This window comes from Micromonospora musae, from assembly GCF_003626545.1.
In the GTDB taxonomy this organism is placed as follows: domain Bacteria; phylum Actinomycetota; class Actinomycetes; order Mycobacteriales; family Micromonosporaceae; genus Micromonospora; species Micromonospora musae.
In genome coordinates this window covers 166,571-187,416 of sequence record NZ_RAZS01000001.1, presented here as the reverse complement: position 1 = coordinate 187,416, position 20,846 = coordinate 166,571, and the positions used below count along the sequence as shown (strand labels likewise).

Here is a 20,846-nt window from a genome sequence, read left to right as displayed (position 1 = left end):
GGCGAGGCGCCTAGCGCCGCGTCCCAGCGCGGGTCGCGTCGATCAGCCAGCGGGAGATGGAGTACGCGGGCGGCAGCTCGGCCGGCAGCGCGTCGAGTGGGAACCAGCGGGCCGCCACCAGCTCCCGGCCGTCCACCACCGGCTCGGCGGTGGGGTCGGCCGAGGTGGCGGTGAATCCGGTGAGCAGCACGCCCGGGCCGGACATGGCCCACGGCTGGCTGCCGAAGTAGACCGGCTCGGTCAGCGTCAGCCCGACCTCCTCGCCGACCTCGCGGTGCACCGCCGCCTCCAGCGTCTCGCCCGCCTCGACGAAGCCGGCGACCAGCGCCCACAGCTCGGTCGGCCCGTACGAGTGCCGCACCAGCAGCAGCTCGTCGGGGCGGCCGGCGGGGCCGGGCCGGGTGACCGCGACCAGCACTGCGGGAGAGAGCTGCATCGGGACGTAGAGACCGCAGTCGGGGCAACGGCGGGCGGGCTCGCCCGGCACCTCGGCCAGCTCGGCTCGGCAGGCACCGCACCAGCGGTGGCTGCGCCGCCAGGTGATCACCTGGAGCGCCCGCCCGGCCAGCGCGGCGAGCGGCGCGGAGACCTCGGCGGCGAGGGCCGGCCAGCCCGTCCAGCGACCCGGCTCGTCGGTGCGGGCCCCGTCGGCCGCCGGCTCCTCGCCGTCCGGCTGCGCGCCACCCCAGGCCGGTACGCCGTCGAGCGTGCCGAGCGGCACCCAGTCCGAGCGGGCGGGCAGGTCGCGGATGCGGGGAAACCGGCCGTCGGCGCCGAGCAGCAGCCGCCGGCCGGCCACCACCAGCGCGAGATGGTGCGGCTCCGGCGGCCCCGGCACACCCGCACCGGGCAGGAAGAGCGGCTCGGGCCCGGTGGCCGGGGCGGGGACCGGCTCGGCGTCGGGGACGGGCACCGGCGCGGTGGTCACGAGGTGGTCGAGCGCCGGTCGACGATGCCGGCGCCGGGCGGCAGGTCGAACGCCGAGCTGTCGATCGTCTCCGAGTAGCGGTTCAGCGTCACCTCGACCGGCTCGCCGTCGACCTGCCCGGTGAAGCTGCCGAGCACGCCGTCCGTGGTCACGCAGGCGACGAAGTCGTCGCCCGCCCGGTCGACGTCCACGCAGGTGGCGTGGTGCCCCGCCACGGTGGTGTCGTCCTGCTTGATGATCGCCTCGGGTTCGAGCGCGGCGGCGGTCAACATGCCCACCACGACCGGCGGGGTGATCAGGCCGCGTCGTTTCGCCTCCGCGAAGACGGCCACCGAGGGCTTGCTCCCGGCGGCCGGGGGCGGGGCCAGCGTGCAGACCGTCCGGCCGCCGGTCGCCTCGCACTGGGTGGTCGCCTCGCCGGTGACGGTGAGCTTGCCACCCGGGTAGCTGTACGCGGAGCGGGCCGGATCCTGCGCCTGGGCGATCGAGGCGCTCTGCCCGCCCGGCAGCTGGTAGTCGGCCGAGTAGGTCAGTTCGAGCGCCCGGTCCAGCCGGGCGGCGAGGTCGTTGACCAGATCGGCTCGCCCGACCACCCGTCCGGCGTCGTCCAGGGTCTGGCATCCGGTTACCGTGAGCGACGCGATGACCGACACGGCGAGCACGCGGAGTTTGGTCGAGGCGGCGGGCATGGTGCCCAGCCTTATAGATCGGGTCCACCCGATGCAAACCCGTTGCCGGTTGAGGCCGGAGAATCCGGGAATGTCCGGGCACGGTGCCGCGAAGGTCAGGTGGCGGAGAGGCCCGCGTACGCCCGGACGGCCCGGGCCCCAGGGTCGCCCGCTACGCTGCGTTCAACACCTGCCTCAGCCGCACCGTCGCGGCCGCACCCGAACCACACATACGAGGAGCGACTCAGTGGCAACCATCGAGGGAATCGTCGCCCGGGAGATTCTCGACTCGCGGGGCAACCCGACCGTCGAGGTCGAGGTCGGTCTGGACGACGGCACGGTGGCCCGCGCCGCGGTGCCCTCCGGCGCCTCCACCGGCGCCTTCGAGGCACTCGAGCTGCGCGACGGTGACGCCGACCGGTACCTGGGCAAGGGCGTCGAGAAGGCCGTCGCGAACATCGAGGACCGCATCGTCGATCAGATCATCGGCTTCGAGGCCAGCGAGCAGCGCCTCATCGACCAGAAGATGCTCGACGTCGACGGCACCGACACCAAGTCGGAGCTGGGCGCCAACGCGATCCTCGGCGTCTCCCTGGCGGTGGCGAAGGCCGCCGCGGGCAGCGCCGAGCTGAGCCTGTTCCGCTACCTCGGTGGCCCGAACGCACACCTCCTGCCGGTGCCGATGATGAACATCCTCAACGGTGGCGCGCACGCCGACTCCAACGTCGACATCCAGGAGTTCATGATCGCGCCGATCGGCGCCCCCACCTTCCGTGAGGCGCTGCGCTCGGGCGCGGAGGTCTACCACGCGCTGAAGTCGGTGCTGAAGAAGAAGGGCCTGTCGACCGGGCTCGGCGACGAGGGCGGCTTCGCCCCGAACCTGCCGACCAACGCGGCGGCGCTGGACCTGATCGCCGAAGCGGTCGAGAAGGCCGGCTACCGCCTCGGCACCGACATCGTGTTCGCGCTCGACGTGGCGGCCACGGAGTTCTTCGAGAACGGCACCTACACCTTCGAGGGCGCCGCGAAGTCCGCCGAGGACATGAGCACCTACTACACGAAGCTGGCCGACGAGTACCCGATCGTGTCGATCGAGGACCCGCTGGCCGAGGACGACTGGAGCGGCTGGCAGACGCTGACCGCCTCGATCGGCGACCGGGTGCAGATCGTCGGTGACGACCTGTTCGTCACCAACCCGCAGCGCATCGCCCGTGGTATCGCGGAGAAGGCGGCGAACGCGGTTCTGGTCAAGGTGAACCAGATCGGTTCGCTCACCGAGACCCTCGACGCCGTGGACCTGGCCCACCGTGCCGGTTTCAAGTGCATGATGAGCCACCGCTCCGGCGAGACCGAGGACACCACCATCGCCGACCTCGCCGTGGCGACCGGCTGCGGCCAGATCAAGACCGGCGCGCCGGCCCGATCGGACCGTGTCGCCAAGTACAACCAGCTCCTGCGGATCGAGGAGGAGCTGGCCGACGCGGCGCGGTACGCCGGCGCCGGCGCGTTCCCGCGCTACCGTTCGGCCTAGACACGCGAGGCCTCGGGGGAGGGGTGTGACGATGCAGCAGCGCCGCACACCGGGTGGTCAGCGTCCCGCCCGCCGGCCCGGCCAGTCGGGTCGGCCGGGCGGGGCCCGCGCCCGGGGGTCGCTCCGGGAGGCCGGCGTCCGCGCCGAGCCGAGGAGCGCCGCCGGTCGCGCTCCGGGCGTCGCCCGGGGCACCGAGGGCGTACGCTCCGCGAGCCGGCCGGCCGCGGCCCGGCGCACCGGCGCCGGCGGTCCGGTCAAGCGGCTCTCCGCACCCCGTCCCCGACGCCTCACCGGGCGGGCCACCGTGCTGTTCGCGGTGCTCATCGCGCTCGCCCTGGCCTACACCTACCCGGTCCGGGTCTACCTGGAGCAGCAGGCCGACATCGAGCGGATGGAGGCCGCGCAGGCGGCGCAGGAGGAGCTGATCGCCGACCTCTCCGAGGAGGCCGCCAAGTGGCAGGACAAGGCCTTCATCGAGGCCGAGGCGCGGGACCGGTTCTTCATGGGCCGGCCGGGGGAGAAGCTGGTGATCGTGCTCAATGACCCGGAGGGCGCGGCCCGGGACGCGGGGAAGGCCGGGCCCGGCGCGCCGGCCACCCCGGACCCCTGGTACGACACGCTCTGGTCGAGCGTGCGGGCGGCCAACGAGCAGCCCGCGAAGTGAGCACCGGCCGAGGTCGCGAACGAGAGATGGGGACAGTGACTGTCGTACCACCGCAGCAGCCCGCGGCGGATTCCGTACCCCCGCCGCAGCGGGAACCGGCCACCGAGGCCGACCTGGCGGCGGTGGCCGCGCAGCTCGGCCGCCCACCCCGCGGTACGCGGGCGGTGGCGCACCGCTGCCCGTGCGGCCTGCCCGACGTGGTGGAGACGACGCCCCGGCTGGCCGACGGAACTCCCTTCCCGACGCTCTTCTACCTCACCTGTCCCCGGGCGACCGCGGCGTGCAGCCGGCTGGAGTCGGCCGGGCTGATGAAGGAGATGGCCGACCGGCTGGCGGCCGATCCCGAGCTGGCGGCCCACTACCGGGCCGCGCACGAGGATTACCTGGCCCGGCGGGAGGCGATCGGCCACGTGCCGGAGATCGACGGGATCTCCGCCGGCGGGATGCCCGGCCGGGTGAAGTGCCTGCACGTGCACCTCGGGCACGCGCTCGGCGCGGGGCCCGGGGTGAACCCGTTCGGCGACGAGACGTTGGCCCTGGTGGAGCCCTGGTGGACGACCGGACCCTGCGTGGACGTGCCGGCGGCGGAGTGAGCGCGGTGACCGACGAGATCGTGGTACGGCGGGCGCGCACCGGGGACGTGCGCGGGATCCGTCGGCTGGTGGACACCTACACCGATGACCGCCGACTGCTCAGCAAGGCCACCGTCACGCTCTACGAGGACGTGCAGGAGTTCCGCGTCGCGGTACGCGCCGACGACGGGACGGTCGTCGGCTGCGGTGCGCTGCACGTGATGTGGGAGGACCTCGCCGAGATCCGGACCGTGGCGGTCGACCCGTCGTACCGGGGGTTGAAGCTCGGACATCGGATCGTCGGCGAGCTGATCGACTCGGCGCGCGAGCTGGGCGTCGCGCGGATCTTCGTGCTCACCTTCGAGACGCGCTTCTTCGGCTCGTTCGGCTTCACCGAGATCGACGGCGCGCCAGTGCCGCAGGCGGTCTTCGAGCAGCTGCTGCGCTCGTACGACGAGGGTGTGGCGGAGTTCCTCGACCTGGAGCGGGTCAAGCCGAACACCCTCGGCAACAGCCGGATGCTGCTGCGTCTCTGACCGCCGCCGAGGTCGGTCCCGCTCAGGAGCGGCGCGGGTGGGCGGAGAAGAACTCCCAGATCAGATCGGTCGCCTTCACCCCGGCGTCGGCGGCGGCGAGCTGCCCGGCGGCCGCCCCGGGCCACGAGTGGCCCATCTCCGGCAGCGTGTAGACGGTGACGTCGCTGCCGTCGGCGCAGCGGGCGTCCGTGCGGGTGACTCCCGGCGCTCCGGTGTTCCCGACCGGCGTCGGCTTGCATCCGAGCCGTCGCTGCCAGGTCTGCACTCCCGTGCGGAAGATGTCGAAGTACCGGTCCTGGCCGCCGATGAAGGTGATCACCGAGACCGGCTGCTTCGGCACGAACTCCTCCGACTCGGTCAGCTGGCCGCTGTAGCCGCCGCTGACCACGCCGATGGCGGCGAAGACGCCGGCCGCCTCCACCGCGGCGCGGAAGCTCATGTCGCCGCCGTTGGAGATGCCGGTCAGGTAGACCCGGTCGGCGTCGGCACCCCAGCTGCTCACCAGGTGCTCGGTGAGGGCGGTGAGGAAGCCGACGTCGTCGGCGGTGCCGCAGCAGATCAGGGCGTTGAAGCCGCCGGAGAGCCCGTCCGGGTACGCGACCAGGATGTTCTCCCGGTCGGCGAGGGCGTCGAGGCCCACCATCTCCTGCATCACGGTGCCCTTGCCGGGGTAGGGGTGCAGCGCGACGACCAGGGCGCTGGGCTTCGTCCGGTCGTACGTCGGCGGGGCGTGCAGGAGGTAGCTGCGCTCCTGCCCGCCGTGCGTGAGGGTCAGCCGGTGGTCCCCGGGGGCCGGCTGCGCGGCCGCACCCGAGGGCGACGATTCCGGCGTTGCGGCGCCCCCGTCACACGCGGTACCGAAGAGCATCAGTCCCACCGCCGCTACCGCCAAGAACCGTCGCATGCCTGTCCCTTCGTCCTCGATCGCGCACACCCTCGGCCACCGTGCGTTACCCGGTCAACCCTTTCGGTCCTGCCCGAAGGCGGGCAGGCTGCTCGCATGCTTCGCCTCCGGCTCCGATCGGCGGACCTTCGCCGGATCCGTTTCGCCGACCGGCTGCATCCGGTGGGCACGGCGTTGCTGGCCAGTCAGGCGCTGCGTGGCCCGACGGTCGCCGCGAACGCGCCTGCCCTGGTCGACCGGGTCGGCGGGGTCACCAGCGGCGACTTCCGGGCCGCGACGGCGGCGCTGGCTCACCTGCTACCCGCCCGTGGCCGGCTGCCGGATTTCCTGACCCCCTTCGACGGACTCGAGTCGTTGGAGGCGGGCCTCGACGCGATCCGGGCGGTGCCGGCCCGGCGGGTACGGGCGGACGTCACCGCCGCGTACGCCGAGCTGCCGGCCACCTCGTTGCGGCGGCGCTTAGCGGCGGCCGATCCGGAGGTCTTCGACCTGCTCGTGCGGGCGACGCGCACCTGGTTCGAGGCGGTGCTCGCACCGCACTGGGCGCAGCTGGTGCTCGCCCACCAGCGGCAGGTGGAGACCGCCGCGCAGCAGTACGCGTCGACGGGGCTGGACGGCCTGCTCGACGGGTTGCACCCGCTCATCCGGTGGCGGGCGCCGGTGCTCGACGTCGAGACGTGGTGGAGCGGTGACCTGCCCGGTACCGGGCAGGGGCTCATTCTGGTGCCGTCGCCGCTGGCCGGTATGCGGCCGCGGGTGCTGGTCGAGCCGGACCGGCCGGTGCTGCTGGTCTATCCCGTCGCGGTCGGTTCGGCGTTGATCGCCGCACCCCAGGTGGATCCCCTCGCCCGGCTGCTCGGTCGCACCCGGGCCGCCGTCCTGCGCCGGCTGGGCGAGCCGGGCGGACACACCACCACGACGCTCGCCCGGGCGACCGGGATCAGCCTCGCGTCGGCCTCGGAGCACGCCACCGCCCTGCGCGGCGCGGGCCTGCTCAGCACGGATCGGACGGGTGGAGCAGCGCGGCACCGACTGACGCCGCTGGGCGCGCACCTGCTCGGTGCGCCGCCGGCGGCGTGACCGCCGGTGACCACGGTTGCGGCCCGGCGGCTGCCGTAGGGTTGCGGGCGTGACGACGCGCGTGGCCGCCATCGACTGCGGTACCAACTCGATCCGGCTCCTGGTGGCGGACCTGCCCGATCCGGCGGCCGGGGCGGAGAGCCCGCTCATCGACCTCAGCCGGCGGATGGAGATCGTCCGGCTCGGGCAGGACGTGGACCGCACCGGGCGCCTGGCGCCCGAGGCGATCGAGCGGACCCGGGTCGCGCTCGTCGACTACGCGGCCGAGATCGAGAAGCTCGGCGCCGAACGGGTGCGGATGTGCGCCACCTCGGCGAGTCGGGACGCCGAGAACGCCGACGAGTTCCGGGCCATGGTCGAGCGGACCCTCGGGGTCGCCCCCGAGGTGGTTAGCGGGGACGAGGAGGCGCGGCTCTCCTTCACCGGCGCGGTGCGTGGGCTGCCGGCCGACGCGAAGGCGCCGTTCCTGGTGGTGGACATCGGTGGTGGCTCCACGGAGTTCGTGGTCGGCGACCGGGAAAACGGTGTGCGGGCGGCGGTGTCCATGGACATCGGCTGCGTCCGGATGACCGAGCGGCACCTGCACGGCGACCCGCCGAGCGTGGCCGAGATCGCCGCCGCGCAGGCCGACATCGCGGTCGCCGTCGATCGGGCGCTGGCGGTGGTGCCCGGTCGAGAGGCGGCCACCCTGGTCGGGCTCGCCGGGTCGGTCACCACCGTGGTGGCGATCGCTCAGGGCCTGCGGGCGTACGACCCGGCGCGCATCCACCACGCCCGGGTGTCGTACGAGGCGGTCGCCGAGGTGACCGCCGATCTGCTCGGGAAGACGCGGGAGCAGCGGTTGGCGATTCCGGTGATGCACCCGGGCCGGGCCGACGTCATCGGTGCCGGGGCGCTGGTGCTCAAGGTGATCATGGAGCGGGCCGCGATGCCCTCCGTGGTCGCGTCCGAGCACGACATCCTCGACGGCATCGCCTGGAGCCTCGCGCCGAGCGTCGGCTGACCCCGCCGGCCCCGGTCCGGGGCGATCATCATCCGCGCCGCCGTGACGGCGTGCCGAGCCGGCCTGCGTTCGTTGACGCTATTACGCAAAACACAGTAGTGTGCGATACGTGGATACGACCCAGCTCCTCAAGGGCGTGCTGGATCTCGCCGTGCTCGCCGTGCTCCGCGACGAGGACGGCTACGGCTACGACATCCTCCGCCGGCTCCGGGAAGCCGGTCTGGAGGAGGTGGGCGACGCCTCCGTCTACGGCACCCTGCGCCGGCTCTTCGCCGCGGGACTGCTGACCACCTACGTCGTGCCGAGCGAATCCGGCCCGCACCGCAAGTACTACTCACTCAACGCCGCCGGGCGGGACCAGTTGGCCCGCTCCGGCAAGCTGTGGCGCTCGTTCGCCACCACGATGGACGCACTGCTCGACGAACGGGGGGCGGCGGCATGACCGTCACTGAGCAGGAGATCACGGAGTACGTCGCCCGGGTCCGGGCCGCGCTGGCGGACCTGCCGCCCGCGCTGCGCGAGGAGTTGACCGAGGATCTGCCCGAACACCTGACCGAGGTGGCCGCCGAGGGCGAGGGCGCGCTGGTCGACCGGCTCGGCACCCCCGAGGCGTACGCCGCGGAGCTGCGGGACGCCGCCGGGGCCCCCGACCTCAAGCGGCGGAAGCTGGACCAGCGGGTGGCCGGCCTGGTGAGCGGTGCCCTGGGTCGGCTGCGTGCGCTCGACCGGCGGCTCGGCCCGCCGCTGGGGTACCCGAGCGGGAGCGACTTCCTACGGCTGCTCCGCCCCGGCTGGTGGGTCCTGCGCGCCTACCTGGCCGCCATGCTGGTGACCGTCGTGACCACCGGTGGCTCGCTCGGTCTCCTTCCCCGCTTCGGCGGCGAACTCCTCGCCGGCGTGGTGATGCTCATCGGGTTCCTGTTCGGCTCGATCTGGCTGGGCCGCCGCTCGGAGCGGCTGCGTCGCTGGCCCCGGTTGGCCCTGCACGCCAGCAGCATCGTGCTGGTCGTCTTCGGCCTGGCCGGTCTGGCCGACGGCGAGCGGCGGGCGGGTTACGGCGGCTACGACCCGATCGCCGTCGTCAACCCGTACGACCAGGTCCGGGACGTCTTCGTCTACGACAGCGAGGGGCGGTTGGTGCAGAACGCCCGGCTCTTCGACCAGAACGGGAACCCGATCCGGCTCGGCTATCCGGACTGCCTCGACGAGTTCGATCCGCAGGGCGGAACCCAGCCGGGCAACCCGTTGCTGCGTCCGTACCCGTACTGCCCGGACCAGGCGCCCTTCGCGCCGCGGGCACCGGTCGGCGCCTCGCCGGCACCGGCCCTTCCACCACTGTCGAGCCCCTCCGCGACCGCGGCTGCCTCGCCGACGACCACCCCGGAGGCGACGACCACCTCCGGGCCGTCGACCACCCCGGAGGCGTCGATCACTCCGGAGCCGACCGCAACCGCCGATCCGGGTGGGCCGGCGAGCGTGACGCCAACGCCGAGCGTCACGGGTTGAACGCCTGCGGAACCCCTGGCCGCCCTCCGGTGGCGACCGGGGGTTCCGCCCGTACGGCTGAAGCTGTGAGGTTGCTGTAAATGCTGAGAAATAGCTGAACGGATGAGGTTCGTGGGGCGGCGGACGGCGTTCATGATCGCTAGCGTGTCGTCTGCTCATTCACCCCCCGGAAGGAACCCCCGTGTCAGAGCAGGTCGCACCGCCCCCCTCGGCCACTCCTGAGCAGCCGCACCCGGCGCCGCAGGCCCCGTCGGCCGAGCAGGTCCCGCCAGCCGGGCAGGTGCCGCCTCCGGCCGAGCCGGAGACGAAGAAGTCCGGGGGCAAGAAGGCCCTCGGCATCATCGGCGCGATCGTCGTGTTCGTGGTCATCGCGGGGCTCAAGTTCGGTCTCGCCAGCGTGATCAGGAACGTCTTCGACAAGGACGCCACCGCCGAGGCCAAGGTCGGCGACTGCATCGCCGAGCTGCCCAAGGTTCTCGGCACCGAGGAGGAGGAGGTCGACGACGCCAAGATCGTCGACTGCACCTCGACCGAGGCCGTGTACAACGTGGTCGGTCGCGTGGACGGGCAGACCGAGGCGCAGGCGCAGGCCGGCACCGCGTGCGAGCCGTTCTTCAAGGAGGGCCAGGACGGCTACCTCTTCTACAGCATCGAGCCCGGCAAGACCGGCTACCTGCTCTGCCTGACCGACAAGGCCTGATCGCAGCAGGCCTGCCAGGACATCCGGCAGACACTTCCGACGGCGGCGCGAACACTCGCGCCGCCGTCGGCGTATGCCGAACGCAGAGCGAGGGAACAGGAGGTGAATACCACTGTTCCGGCATCTTCCCGGCGCGGTCGCGGCGTGGCAGGCTACCGGCACTGGGCGACCAGCCAACGATGACTGACCGCTAGGAGGAGCGCCGATGGGCGAAATGGTGAGCTATCGCAGCCAGGGCGCGGCCGAGGGATATCTCGCGATACCCTCCGGCGGTGCGGCCAGCCCTGCGGTCATCGTCATCCAGGACTGGTGGGGACTGGTGCCCCACGTACGGGCGGTCGTGGACCGGTTCGCCGAGGCCGGATTCGTCGCCCTCGCTCCGGACTTCCGCCACGGTGAGCCGGCCAGCAGACCGAGCGAGCCGAGGCAGATGCTGAACAGCGTGCAGATGGACGAGGCGGCGGCCGACATCGCGGCCGCGGCCGACTACCTCGCCGGTCGTGGCGAGGTGGCCGGCAAGGTCGGCTGCGCCGGTTTCTGCGCCGGAGCCAGCCTGGCCCTCTGGTCGGCAACCCGATCGGAGCGGATCGTCGCCGCTGCGGCCTTCTACCCGCGGCTGCCGTGGGACGGGATGAGCGACGAGTGGAACGACTACGCGGGCAAGGCGGCGGTCATCCACTGCTCCGAAGCGGACGGCACGTCCTCCGACGACGGCGTCCAGACCGCACGCCGGGCCATCGAGAACGCCGGCGGCACCTGCCAGACGTACGACTACCCGGGCACCGCCCACGCCTTCTTCAACGAGGACCGGCCGGAGAACTACGACCAGCGCGCCGCCGCGACCGCCTGGGCCCGCACCCTCGAACTCTTCCGGGCCAAGCTTGGTTGAGTTCCGTACGCCGGAGGAGGTGGTCGAGCGCGCCGCGCGCGCGACCGACCTCGCCGACCTCGACTCGGCGGTGAGCGACTGCTTCGCCTGCCCGCGTCTGGTCGACTGGCGGGAGGAGGTGGCGCGGACCCGCCGCGCGGCGTTCCGCGACCAGCGGTACTGGGGTCGCCCGGTGCCGGGTTTCGGCGATCCGGACGCCCGGATAGCCATCCTCGGGCTCGCGCCCGCCGCACACGGCGGCAACCGCACCGGCCGGATCTTCACCGGTGACCGCTCCGGCGACGTCCTCTTCGCAGCGCTGCACCGGGCGGGTCTGGCGAACCAACCGACCAGCGTCGCCCTCGACGACGGGCTCACCCTGCGCGACACCCGGATCTTCGCCGGGGTGCGCTGCGCGCCACCGGAGAACAAACCCACCCCGCAGGAGCGGGACAACTGCGCCCCCTGGCTGCGCCGGGAGGTGACCCTCATCCGGCCCACGCTGCGCGTCGTGGTCGCGCTGGGCGCGTTCGCCTGGGCCGCATGGTGGCCGACGCTCCGCCAGGTGTACGGCCTGCGTCCGCCCAGCCCGCGACCCGCCTTCGCGCATGGGGCACACTGGTCCGGCACGGCCGTACCGGATCTGCTCGGCTCCTACCACGTCAGCCAGCAGAACACCTTCACGGGACGGCTGACACCAGGAATGCTGGACGACGTGTTCGCCCGGGCGAAGCAGCTGGCCGGAGTGGACTGAACCTGCGTGGGACGGTGGCGATGACGAACGGTGCGCGTCAGCCCACGCCGTACGCTCCGGGCGAGGACGCCGCCCCGCGCAGCGGTACCGGCCTGATGCGTCGCTGGTGGCCGGTGGTCGCGGTGGTGCTGCTGCTGGGCGTCGCCGCGGTGGCGGCCGGTCACTCGTCGATCGGTGCGAGCCGGATCCCGCCGGCCGCCAAGGAGCTCCCGTTCCTGCCCGAGTACCCGTCGGCGCAGCCGTCGATTCCCGTCGAGCCCCGCGACACCGGCCAGGCCAACGCGCGGGAGATCCCGCAGTGGATCGTCACCGTCGCGATAGTGCTCGGCGGGCTGGCCGTCGCCGCCGCCCTCGGCTACCTGTTCTGGATCCTGCTGCGCGGGGCGCTGCGGCGACGGACCCGCGCGCTGCCCCGCCAGCGACACCGGCACACCGCCCAGGGCACGGCCCGGGACGTGGTGGCCGCGGTCGACGCCGGTCTCGTCGAGCTCGACGACCAGGCCATCGACCCGCGGGTAGCGGTGATCGCCTGCTGGGTACGGCTGGAGGAGGCGGCCGGCGCGGCCGGCGTGCCCCGGCTGGCCGGCGACACCTCGACCGACCTGGTGCTGCGCCTGCTTCGCGGCGACCCGTCGGCCGGGGTCCCGGCGATCGCCAGCACCGACGTGCTGGCCGAGTTCGCGCACGTCTACCGCGAGGCGCGGTACGCGACCCGTCCGGTCGACGAGCGGACCCGCGACCAGGCCCGGGCCGCGCTGCGGCGACTGCGCGGCGAACTCACCGCTGAGCGCAGCGAGGCGGCGTCATGAGCGAGCGTCAGCGAGTGAATCATCGTTGCTGTGCTGTGGTGCCTCATGGCGACGCTGAGCGCAGCGAGGCGGCGTCATGAGCGAGCGTCAGCGAGTGAATCATCGTTGCTGTGCTGTGGTGCCTCATGGCGACGCTGAGCGCAGCGAGGCGGCGTCATGAGCGGTAGTGCCAGCATCGACGACCTGCTCACCTTCGAGGAGGAGCGGCCCCGGCGGGAGGAGCAGGGCGGGCGCGGCCGGCTCGGCGGGCTGCTGCGCCTGCTCCTCGGGGTCGCCGCGGTCGTCGTCGTGGTGATCGTCGGTCTGCGCGCGGTCGGTCTGCAGGTCTCGCTGCTGATCCTGATCACCGGGGTGCTCGCCCTCTTCGTCGTACGCCGGATCGTCGCCGCGCTCGCCCCCGGACCGCTCCCACCCCCACCCCGGCGCCCGGTCACCCGGGCGGACGACGGCACCTGGAACTGGACCGCCCAGGACGCGCTGCGTCGAGCCATCGACGGCTGGGCGACGCCACTCGAGTGGTCGAACACCCGGCCCGAGCGGTTCACCGGGGTGATCCTGCCCCGCCTCGTCGAGCTGGCCGACGAACGGCTGCGGTTGAGGCACGGCGTCACCCGCGAGTCGGACCCGGCCCGCGCCCGCACCCTGCTGGGCGAACGGCTCTGGCTGTTTCTGGAGACTTCCCCCCGCCGCACACCGTCGCCGCGCGACCTCGCGGCGATCGTCGCCGAACTGGAGAACATCTGATGAACGACGTGGACCGGAGCATGCCCGCCGTCGAGGTGGGGCACCTGGCCCGGGCGGTGCTGGACGCGGTCGGCACGGTCGTGGTCGGCAAACGGGACGCGTTGGAGCTGGTCCTCGCGGGGATCCTGGCCGGCGGGCACGTCCTGCTGGAGGACCTGCCCGGGCTCGGCAAGACGCTCACCGCGCGTTCGTTCGCGCAGGCGCTCGGGCTGGACTTCCGCCGGCTCCAGTTCACCCCCGACCTGCTCCCCGCCGACGTCACCGGTTCGTTCCTCTACGACCAGCGCAGCGGCGACTTCTCCTTCCGGGCCGGGCCCGTCTTCACCAACCTGCTCCTCGCCGACGAGATCAACCGGACGCCGCCGAAGACGCAGTCGGCCCTGCTCGAGGCGATGCAGGAGAAGCAGGTCTCCGTCGAGGGCGTCACCTACCGGCTGGACGAGCCGTTCCACGTCCTGGCCACCGCCAACCCGGTCGAGTACGAGGGCACCTACCCGCTGCCCGAGGCGCAGCTCGACCGGTTCCTGCTCCGTGTCTCGTTCGGTTACCCCGACCACGAGGAGGAGTGGGAGGTGCTGCGCCGGCGGATGGCCCGCCGCCGGGAGGAGGCCGAGATCAAGCCGGTGGTGGACGCGGCGACGCTGCGCGCCATGCAGTCGGCGCTCGAGAACGTCGTGGTCGAGGACTCGATCGGGCGGTACATCGTGGCGCTCACCGCGGCCACCCGCGAGCACCCGTCGGTGCTGGTCGGCGCGTCGCCACGCGGTTCGCTGGCACTGCTGCTGCTCTCCCGGGTCCGGGCCGTCTTCGGCGGTCGGGACTACGTGGTGCCGGAGGACGTCAAGGAGGTGGCCGCCCCGGCGCTGGCGCACCGGATCACGCTCCGGCCGGAGATGTGGCTGCGCCGGGTCGATCCGTCCTTCGTGGTCGGTGAGGTGCTGGAGGGCACCCCGGCACCGGCCAGTGGCGCCCTGCCCAGCTACGCGGCGGGCGGGCACAGTCGCTGATGGCCGAGGCGAGCGTGCCGGACCAGCAGCCGGCGGCGACTGGCTGGGCGCCTACCCGGGCGCTCGGCCGCGCCGTGCTGCTCACCGGCCTGCTGCTGGTGGCGGGGGTGGTGCTCGGCCGGATCGACCTGATCGTGCTGGCCGCGCCCTTCGCGCTCGGCACCGCGTACGCGCTGCGCCGCCGGCCCGCCGCCCTGCCGCAGGTGTGGGTCGAGACCGACGATGGGCACCTGGTCGAGGGGAGTGATCTGGCCGCCGCGGTCGCCGTCGGTAATCCGGACACCGTCGACTACGAGGTGGTGGTGGTCCGGAGCCGCCTCTCGCCCTGGTTGCGGATCGACCGGGCCGGGTTCGCCAGCGGCGTCCGGGCCGAGGGGCGGGCGGCGACGGAGCGGCCGTTCGTGACGTCGGTGCCCACTGCGGCGGCGGTCGACCTGGAGCTGACCGGCACGGCGCTGCGCTGGGGGCGGCATCCGATCGGCCCGGCCGGCGCGCGGGTCGCCGCGGCCGGCGGCCTGCTGGTCTCCCGGGCGGTGGTCACCGAACCGGTCAAGGTGAAGGTCTACCCGAAGACCGAGCCGTTCGAGGCGGTGGAGGCGATGCCCCGGGCCGCCGGCCTGGTCGGCGCGCACCGGTCCCGACGGCCGGGCGAGGGCGGTGAGCTGGCCGGCGTACGGGTCTTCGCGCCCGGGGACCGGCTGCGCCGGATCGACTGGCGGGTCTCCCTGCGGGCGCGGCAGCTGCACGTGGCGGCCACCCTCTCCGACCGGGACGCCGAGGTGGTGGTGCTGCTCGACGTGCTCGCCGAGGCGGGCCGCTCGGGCGGCGTCGACGGCGCGGCGTCCGTGCTGGACACCACGGTGCGGGCGGCGGCCGCCATCGCCGAGCACTACCTGCACCGCGGTGACCGGGTGTCCCTGCTGGAGTACGGTCCGGCCGCCCGCCGGCTGCGCCCCGCGACCGGTCGCCGGCAGTACCTGACCGTGCTGGAGTGGCTGCTCGACGTGCACGTCGACGGCGGCGGCCCGCACGAGCCGTACGACCAGGTCTTCGGCCCGCAGCTGCTCTCCTCGGACGCGCTGGTGGTGGTGCTCACCCCGCTGCTGGACGAGCGCTCCGCGCAGATGCTGGCCCGGCTGACCCGTTCGGGCCGGTTCGTGGTCGCGGTGGACACGCTGCCCGGCGACCTCGCCCCGCCGAAGGACCGGGGCTGGGCCGAGGTGGCGTACCGGCTGTGGTGGCTGGACCGGGACACGATGATCGCCCAGCTCCGCGAGCACGGTGTGCCGGTGGTGCGGTGGGCCGGCGCGGGCAGCCTGGATCAGGTGCTGCGCGACGTGGCCCGGCTGGCCACCGCGCCTCGGGTGGGCGGCCGGTGAGCGCGGGAGGCCGGCCGGTGGACGGAGGTGGGCCGCGATGATCGACGCCCTGACCACGCGGGTGCGCACCTTGGCGTCGGCCGCCACCCGGATCAGCCTGCCGCCGCTGCTCGTCCGCGCCGGCGTCTTCCTCACCGTGCTGGCCGGCTTCGTGCTCGCCTACCCGGTGCAGGTGCTCTCCGGCCGGACGCTCGGCCTGCTGGCGCTCGCGGCGCTGCTGCCCGCTGTCGGCCCGCGCCGGGTCTGGCCGACCTTCGCGGCGCTCGTCGCGGTGGGCGGATGGCTGCTCGCCGCGGACGGGTACGACCGGCCGGTCGAGTTGTGGCGGCTGCTCGCCCTGGCCGCCCTGCTCTACCTGGCGCACACGCTCTGCGCGCTCGCCGCGTTGCTGCCCTACGACGCCGTGGTGGATCCGGACGTGATCACGCGCTGGCTGCTGCGGGCGGGTGCGGTGGTGCTGGCGGCTTCGGTGCTCGGTGTGCTGGTCATGGTGGCCGGTGGGCTGGGCGGGAATTCGGGGCATCAGCTGGTCACGGTGGGTGGACTGCTGGTCGCCGTGGGTGTGGCCGCGTTGCTCGGTTGGCTGCTGAGGCGGAGGTGAAACCAGGGGTCTGAGAACGTTGCGCAGGTCACAGCGGTTGTGCTCCGTCACAGAAGAGGGGCGCGATCGGGATTAGCCGAGCGGCCCGGGGAAAGATAGCTGGCGTGAATCCGAAGCGGATCCTTGTGGTGGGTGCTGGTCACGTCGGCCTCTACGCGGCCCTGCGCCTGTCGAAGAAGCTCAGCTCCCTCGAGGCTGAGGTCATCGTGGTCGACCCCCAGCCCCACATGACCTACCAGCCCTTCCTGCCGGAGGCCTCGGCCGGCAACATCTCCCCCCGGCACTCCGTGGTGCCGCTGCGCCGGGAGTTGCGCCGCTGCACGGTCGTGTCTGGTGCGGTCACCCGGATCGAACACGCCCGTAAGGTCGCGACGGTTCAGCCGATCGCCGGGCCGACCCGGGAGATCGCGTACGACCACGTGATCGTGGCTCCCGGCTCGGTCTCCCGTACCCTGCCGATCCCGGGCCTGCACGAGCACGGCATCGGGTTCAAGACCATCGGTGAGGCGATCTACCTCCGCAACCACGTGCTGGCGCGGCTCGACCTGGCGGCCGCCACCTCCGACCCGGACGTCCGTCGGCGCGAGCTGACCTTCGTCTTCGTCGGCGGCGGCTACGCCGGCATCGAGGCGCTGGCCGAGATGGAGGACATGGCCCGCGACGCGCTGCGCTACTACCCGGAGCTCAAGCCGGAGGACATGCGCTGGGTGCTCGTCGAGGCGACCCAGCGGGTGCTGCCCGAGGTGGATCGGGACATGGGCGCCTACACCGTGCAGCAGCTGCTCAAGCGGAACATGGACATCCGGCTGGACACCCGGCTCGAGTCCTGCGTCGACGGGATCGTGAAGCTCTCCGACGGTGACAGCTTCCCGGCCGGCACGATCGTCTGGACCGCCGGTGTGAAGCCGTCGCCGCTGCTCGCGAAGACCGATCTGCCGCGGGGCGAGCGGGGCCACCTCACCTGCGTGCCGACGCTCCAGCTGGTCGACGGCGACAAGGTGGTCGAAGGCGCCTGGAGCGCGGGCGACTGCGCCGCGGTGCCGGACCTGACCAAGCCGGCGGGCGCCTACTGCTCGCCGAGCGCGCAGCACGCGGTGCGGCAGGCCGCCCGGATGGCCGACAACATCGCGAACGTGATCCGCGGGCGCGAGCCGGTCGAGTACAAGCACAAGCACGCCGGCAGCGTGGCCAGCCTCGGTCTGCACAAGGGTGTCGGCCAGGTGTACGGCATCAAGGTGAAGGGCTGGCCGGCCTGGTTCATGCACCGGACGTACCACATGAGCCGGATCCCCTCGTTCAACCGCAAGGTCCGGGTCGTGGTCGACTGGACGCTCGCCTTCTTCCTCAAGCGGGAGGCCGTCGCCCTCGGTCAGCTGCACGAGCCGCGCGAGGAGTTCCTCGAGGCGTCGGCGCCGGTCGGTTCCCGCCAGGGCTGACCCGGCTCTCGTGTGCGACCCCTTCGGCCGGCTGGCCGGGGGGGTCGCGTCGTCTCCGTGCCGCTGACCGTGCCGGGCGGGCGGGCCGGGCCGGTCACACCCGCCAGGTCCAGGCGTCCGCGATCCGGGTGGCCGGCCCGTAGAGCTGTTCCAGGACGATCCGCAGGCTATTCGCGTGCGGGGTGCCGTCGGTGAGCGCCACGCAGGAGGCGTTCCAGAAGTCCACGTCCCGGGCGGCCTGCTGCCGCTGCTCGGGCCCGATCACCGGGCGGTCGCCCCGCTTGGCGACCTCGGCGAGCAGGCGCGACGTGGGCCGCGGGTAGGTGCCGAACGCGGCGGTGCCGCGACGGCCGTACGGGCCGATGAAGAAGCCCTCGGGCAGCCCGAACGCCGGGTCGGCGGCGGCCCAGCGCATCGGCCAGGGATCCTTCGGGCTGGGCAGCGGCACCGGAACCAGCACGCCTCCCGGCTCGACGCACGCCCGCCAGTGCCCGCCGGTGACGAACTCCGGCAGCGGTGGGCGTTCGACGGTCGGCAGCGGGGTGGGCAGCAGCGGGAGCAGGGCCGCGCCGACCGCCGCCGGAACCAGCCGCCGGGCCCGCCCGGTGCCGCGCAACGCCCGGTCGACCGCCAGCACCAGTAGCGTCCCGACCAGCGGCAGCACGGCGAGCGCGAACCGCATCGGCAGCGCCCCGTCCACCACCGGCAGCCCGGCCAGCAGGGCGTACGGTCCGGGCACCCCGGTACGCGTACCGCCGAGCACCAGCGCCGGCCCGAGGGAGAGCGCCGCCATCACCACCGCGGCGACCACGCAGGCGGTGGCCACCATCCGCCGGCGGCGGCCCAGCCAGACGGTGCAGCCCACGGTGACCAGCAGGAGGGGCCAGCCGAGGAAGGTGTTGTACTCGGCCGGTCCGGTGGTCAGCGCGGCCGCGCTCTCGGTTCCGCCCAGCGAGAGCGGGGAGATCGCCCACCAGCTGTGCAGGTCGGCCGAGAAGTGCAGCGGGTTGAAGACCCCGTCGGCGACGCCCTGCGGGCCGGCGAACTGGAACCACAGCGGGTACGCGAGCACCAGCGAGGCGAGGCCGGTGGCGAGCGCCATGCCGCCGGCGAAGCCGGGCAGGGCCCGGCGGGCCAGCTCGCGGTCCAGCACGACGCAGGTCACGGCCATGATCAGCAGAGTGACCGCAGCGAGGAAGAGCACCTCCTCGCCGATGAAGACCTGGGCGCTGACCGTGACGGCGAGACCCACCGCGGAGCTCACCATCCGGCGGCGGTCCGCGCCGAACCTGACGACGCCGCCCGGTGCAGCGGAGGCGGCCAGCCGGCGCGGGTCGGCGGCGCGCAGCAGCCGGACCACCAGCCACACGATCACGGGTACCAGCCACTGCGCCGTCATGTGCAGGTGACTGTTGGTCTGCGACACCATTCCCGGGCCGAAGCCGCACAGGCCGGCGCCGAGCCCGGCGGCGAGCCGGCGGGCGCGCAGGACCCGGGTGAAGAGCAGGTACCAGGCGATCGCGGTGCCGGCCACGTTCGCCGCCGCCAGCAGTGCGAACGTGACGGGCGCCCCGAGCAGCAGGGTGACCGGGGCGAGCACGATGCCGAGCGCGATGACCGAGGTGTTGGTCATCAGGTTCACCCCGGCCGGCGCGTTCAGCCCGTCGCTGAGCAGACCGAAGTCGCCGAGCAGGGCCCGCGCGTCGATGGCCAGGAACCACTCGTAGAGCGCCTGGTCCGCGGGGTTCAGTGCCAGCGTTCGGGTACCGGGGTTCGGCCACAGCCCCTGGGTGAGCCAGCCGGCGAGCAGGACGAAGAGGAGCGAGACCGCGAGGTCGCTGCGGTGCCGGCCGAGGGCGGCCCGGATCCGGGCGGCACGGGGGCGGCTCGCGGCCCGCTCGGCGGGGCCGGGGGCACGCTCGGGGACGACGTCGGTTGCCGTGGTGGCTGCGCTGCTCACAATCCGGCAACGGCGACGGGGTGCGCCGAGTCGCGGGCGACCGGTTAACGTGGCATTGCACCGCCGCGTGTCGACGCGCCGGTGCCGCCCGGCCCGGGTGGTGGAACGGCAGACACGGCCGCCTTAAAAGCGGCTGCCGCAAGGCGTGCGGGTTCGACCCCCGCCCCGGGCACCGACACATTGCGATCCCCCTCATCCGATCGATGATCTCCACGGATGGGCGTGGCGGTTTACTCTTGGGTGTGCGCGTCTACGTGCATGACGACCCCCTGAGGGAGGCCAGACAGTGAAGACCTCGAACCCGGTGCTCGCCCGGCTCGGCCAGGCGGCCGAGCGTGAGCGCTCCGCCGGGTACGCCCCGACCGGGCCGTACGGCGCGCCCGGCGTTCCGCAGCAGTACCCGAGCCAGGCCGGTTACCCGGCGGCGCCGCCCACCGTGGCGCCCATGTCCATCGACGACGTGGTGGTCAAGACCGTCACCCTCCTCGGCATCCTCGGTGTCTCCGCCGCGGCCGCCTGGGTGCTCGTGCCCGACGCGCTGGTCGGCGTGGCCTGGATCGGCGCGGCCGTCGTCGGCCTGGTCCTCGGTCTGATCATCTCGTTCTCCCGGATGGCGAACCCGGCTCTGGTCGTCACCTACGCCGTCGTCGAGGGTGTCTTCGTCGGCATGGTGAGCAAGGCCTTCGAGCGGGCGTACGACGGCATCGTGCTCCAGGCCGTGGTCGCGAGCTTCGGCGTCTTCTTCGTGATGGCGATGCTCTACAAGGCGCGGGTCATCCGGGCCACCCCGGCGTTCGTCAAGGGCATGGTCGCCGTGATGGCCGGCCTCTTCGCCGTGATGCTGATCAACCTGGTGCTGGCGCTCTTCGGCGTCAACACCCACCTGCGCGACGGCAGCAAGCTCGCCATCGGGTTCAGCCTGATCTGCATCGTGGTCGCCGCGCTGAGCTTCGTGCTCAGCTTCAAGGAGGTCGAGGACGGCGTCCGGATGGGCCTGCCGCAGCGCTACTCCTGGGTCGCCGCCTTCGGCATCCTGGTCAGCCTGGTCTGGCTCTACCTGGAGCTGCTGCGCCTGCTCAGCTACTTCCAGGGCGACGACTGACAGTCCTCGTCCACGTCCGACCGGCGCCCGTACCCGCACCGCGGGGCGGGCGCCGTCGCGTTGGGTCACGTCCCGCTGGGGCGTTTACCCGCCG

The 20,846-nt window shown here is 73.2% G+C and carries 22 protein-coding genes and 1 tRNA gene; 19 read left to right on the top strand and 4 right to left on the bottom strand.

Annotated elements, in window-relative coordinates; all coding sequences use genetic code 11:
* Positions 1-10 precede the first annotated feature (10 nt).
* Both D7147_RS00885 and D7147_RS00880 read right to left on the bottom strand, forming a co-directional pair.
* Complete coding sequence (locus tag D7147_RS00885; protein WP_233562857.1) at positions 11-928, bottom strand: NAD(+) diphosphatase; 918 nt, start codon at positions 926-928, stop codon at positions 11-13.
* Positions 925-1,617: a hypothetical protein gene (locus tag D7147_RS00880; RefSeq protein ID WP_120673324.1), complete on the bottom strand. Its 693-nt coding sequence runs from the start codon at positions 1,615-1,617 to the stop codon at positions 925-927. The genes D7147_RS00885 and D7147_RS00880 overlap by 4 nt, the downstream gene beginning before the upstream one ends.
* Positions 1,618-1,843: 226 nt before the next feature.
* Here D7147_RS00880 and eno point away from each other — a divergent pair, with 226 nt between their 5' ends.
* Genes eno through D7147_RS00860 form a run of 4 tightly spaced genes read left to right on the top strand, consistent with a single transcriptional unit; the run spans position 1,844 to position 4,899 of the window.
* Positions 1,844-3,127 carry a phosphopyruvate hydratase gene (gene eno, locus D7147_RS00875; RefSeq protein WP_120673323.1) on the top strand — a complete coding sequence of 428 codons (1,284 nt, stop codon included), beginning with the start codon at positions 1,844-1,846 and terminating at the stop codon, positions 3,125-3,127.
* 31 nt (positions 3,128-3,158) lie between these two features.
* The gene (locus D7147_RS00870) at positions 3,159-3,791 is read left to right on the top strand and encodes an FtsB family cell division protein (protein WP_120673915.1); all 633 of its coding nucleotides are present in this window, start codon (positions 3,159-3,161) and stop codon (positions 3,789-3,791) included.
* A gap of 35 nt (positions 3,792-3,826) precedes the next feature.
* Positions 3,827-4,384, top strand: a complete 558-nt coding sequence (locus D7147_RS00865; protein ID WP_120673322.1) for a DUF501 domain-containing protein — start codon at positions 3,827-3,829, stop codon at positions 4,382-4,384.
* The gene (locus tag D7147_RS00860) at positions 4,381-4,899 is read left to right on the top strand and encodes an amino-acid N-acetyltransferase (RefSeq protein ID WP_199716776.1); all 519 of its coding nucleotides are present in this window, start codon (positions 4,381-4,383) and stop codon (positions 4,897-4,899) included. The genes D7147_RS00865 and D7147_RS00860 overlap by 4 nt, the downstream gene beginning before the upstream one ends.
* A 22-nt stretch (positions 4,900-4,921) precedes the next feature.
* Here D7147_RS00860 and D7147_RS00855 read toward each other — a convergent pair whose 3' ends face one another.
* Complete coding sequence (locus tag D7147_RS00855) at positions 4,922-5,803, bottom strand: alpha/beta hydrolase family esterase (protein WP_233562856.1); 882 nt, start codon at positions 5,801-5,803, stop codon at positions 4,922-4,924.
* Between the two features lie 96 nt (positions 5,804-5,899).
* On the opposite strand from D7147_RS00855, the gene D7147_RS00850 reads away from it, so the two are divergent.
* From D7147_RS00850 to D7147_RS00790, 13 genes are all read left to right on the top strand, one after another.
* Complete coding sequence (locus tag D7147_RS00850) at positions 5,900-6,883, top strand: ArsR/SmtB family transcription factor (protein ID WP_120673321.1); 984 nt, start codon at positions 5,900-5,902, stop codon at positions 6,881-6,883.
* A 61-nt stretch (positions 6,884-6,944) separates the two neighbouring features.
* The gene (locus D7147_RS00845; protein ID WP_120673320.1) at positions 6,945-7,886 is read left to right on the top strand and encodes a Ppx/GppA phosphatase family protein; all 942 of its coding nucleotides are present in this window, start codon (positions 6,945-6,947) and stop codon (positions 7,884-7,886) included.
* A gap of 109 nt (positions 7,887-7,995) precedes the next feature.
* Positions 7,996-8,328 (top strand): PadR family transcriptional regulator, encoded by a 333-nt coding sequence (locus D7147_RS00840; RefSeq protein WP_076471171.1) that lies wholly within the window; start codon positions 7,996-7,998, stop codon positions 8,326-8,328.
* Complete coding sequence (locus D7147_RS00835) at positions 8,325-9,392, top strand: DUF1700 domain-containing protein (protein WP_120673319.1); 1,068 nt, start codon at positions 8,325-8,327, stop codon at positions 9,390-9,392. Before D7147_RS00840 ends, D7147_RS00835 begins: the two co-directional genes overlap by 4 nt.
* A 181-nt stretch (positions 9,393-9,573) precedes the next feature.
* Positions 9,574-10,092: an LppU/SCO3897 family protein gene (locus D7147_RS00830; protein WP_120673318.1), complete on the top strand. Its 519-nt coding sequence runs from the start codon at positions 9,574-9,576 to the stop codon at positions 10,090-10,092.
* A 205-nt stretch (positions 10,093-10,297) separates the two neighbouring features.
* Positions 10,298-10,981 carry a dienelactone hydrolase family protein gene (locus D7147_RS00825; protein WP_120673317.1) on the top strand — a complete coding sequence of 228 codons (684 nt, stop codon included), beginning with the start codon at positions 10,298-10,300 and terminating at the stop codon, positions 10,979-10,981.
* Between the two features lie 19 nt (positions 10,982-11,000).
* Complete coding sequence (locus D7147_RS00820) at positions 11,001-11,714, top strand: uracil-DNA glycosylase (RefSeq protein ID WP_120673316.1); 714 nt, start codon at positions 11,001-11,003, stop codon at positions 11,712-11,714.
* Positions 11,715-11,734: 20 nt separating this feature from the next.
* The gene (locus tag D7147_RS00815) at positions 11,735-12,523 is read left to right on the top strand and encodes a DUF4129 domain-containing protein (RefSeq protein ID WP_120673912.1); all 789 of its coding nucleotides are present in this window, start codon (positions 11,735-11,737) and stop codon (positions 12,521-12,523) included.
* Positions 12,524-12,679: 156 nt separating this feature from the next.
* Positions 12,680-13,267: a hypothetical protein gene (locus tag D7147_RS00810; RefSeq protein WP_120673315.1), complete on the top strand. Its 588-nt coding sequence runs from the start codon at positions 12,680-12,682 to the stop codon at positions 13,265-13,267.
* On the top strand, positions 13,267-14,274 hold the full coding sequence (locus D7147_RS00805) for an AAA family ATPase (RefSeq protein ID WP_120673314.1): 1,008 nt from the start codon (positions 13,267-13,269) through the stop codon (positions 14,272-14,274). The genes D7147_RS00810 and D7147_RS00805 overlap by 1 nt, the downstream gene beginning before the upstream one ends.
* Positions 14,274-15,653, top strand: coding sequence for a DUF58 domain-containing protein (locus D7147_RS00800; protein ID WP_120673313.1), 1,380 nt, complete (start codon positions 14,274-14,276; stop codon positions 15,651-15,653). Before D7147_RS00805 ends, D7147_RS00800 begins: the two co-directional genes overlap by 1 nt.
* A gap of 40 nt (positions 15,654-15,693) precedes the next feature.
* Positions 15,694-16,254, top strand: coding sequence for a hypothetical protein (locus D7147_RS00795; RefSeq protein WP_407663304.1), 561 nt, complete (start codon positions 15,694-15,696; stop codon positions 16,252-16,254).
* A gap of 104 nt (positions 16,255-16,358) precedes the next feature.
* Positions 16,359-17,690, top strand: a complete 1,332-nt coding sequence (locus tag D7147_RS00790) for an NAD(P)/FAD-dependent oxidoreductase (protein ID WP_120673311.1) — start codon at positions 16,359-16,361, stop codon at positions 17,688-17,690.
* A gap of 94 nt (positions 17,691-17,784) precedes the next feature.
* Here the strand turns inward: D7147_RS00790 and D7147_RS00785 are convergent, their stop codons facing one another.
* Complete coding sequence (locus tag D7147_RS00785) at positions 17,785-19,650, bottom strand: hypothetical protein (protein WP_120673310.1); 1,866 nt, start codon at positions 19,648-19,650, stop codon at positions 17,785-17,787.
* A 91-nt stretch (positions 19,651-19,741) separates the two neighbouring features.
* Between D7147_RS00785 and D7147_RS00780 the strand changes: the two genes are divergently transcribed.
* Positions 19,742-19,822 (top strand) — tRNA-Leu (locus D7147_RS00780).
* Positions 19,823-19,936: 114 nt separating this feature from the next.
* Positions 19,937-20,752: a Bax inhibitor-1/YccA family protein gene (locus D7147_RS00775; RefSeq protein ID WP_120673309.1), complete on the top strand. Its 816-nt coding sequence runs from the start codon at positions 19,937-19,939 to the stop codon at positions 20,750-20,752.
* The last annotated feature ends 94 nt before the right edge of the window (positions 20,753-20,846 follow it).

Excerpts from the sequence above, each read along its gene's own strand:
- D7147_RS00800 (WP_120673313.1), top strand. The coding sequence starts at position 14,274 with ATGGCCGAGGCGAGCGTGCCGGACCAGCAGCCGGCGGCGACTGGCTGG.
- D7147_RS00835 (WP_120673319.1), top strand. The coding sequence starts at position 8,325 with ATGACCGTCACTGAGCAGGAGATCACGGAGTACGTCGCCCGGGTCCGG.
- D7147_RS00870 (WP_120673915.1), top strand. The coding sequence starts at position 3,159 with ATGCAGCAGCGCCGCACACCGGGTGGTCAGCGTCCCGCCCGCCGGCCC.
- D7147_RS00855 (WP_233562856.1), bottom strand. The coding sequence starts at position 5,803 with ATGCGACGGTTCTTGGCGGTAGCGGCGGTGGGACTGATGCTCTTCGGT.
- D7147_RS00880 (WP_120673324.1), bottom strand. The coding sequence starts at position 1,617 with ATGCCCGCCGCCTCGACCAAACTCCGCGTGCTCGCCGTGTCGGTCATC.
- D7147_RS00815 (WP_120673912.1), top strand. The coding sequence starts at position 11,735 with ATGACGAACGGTGCGCGTCAGCCCACGCCGTACGCTCCGGGCGAGGAC.
- D7147_RS00805 (WP_120673314.1), top strand. The coding sequence starts at position 13,267 with ATGAACGACGTGGACCGGAGCATGCCCGCCGTCGAGGTGGGGCACCTG.
- D7147_RS00850 (WP_120673321.1), top strand. The coding sequence starts at position 5,900 with ATGCTTCGCCTCCGGCTCCGATCGGCGGACCTTCGCCGGATCCGTTTC.
- D7147_RS00825 (WP_120673317.1), top strand. The coding sequence starts at position 10,298 with ATGGGCGAAATGGTGAGCTATCGCAGCCAGGGCGCGGCCGAGGGATAT.
- D7147_RS00810 (WP_120673315.1), top strand. The coding sequence starts at position 12,680 with ATGAGCGGTAGTGCCAGCATCGACGACCTGCTCACCTTCGAGGAGGAG.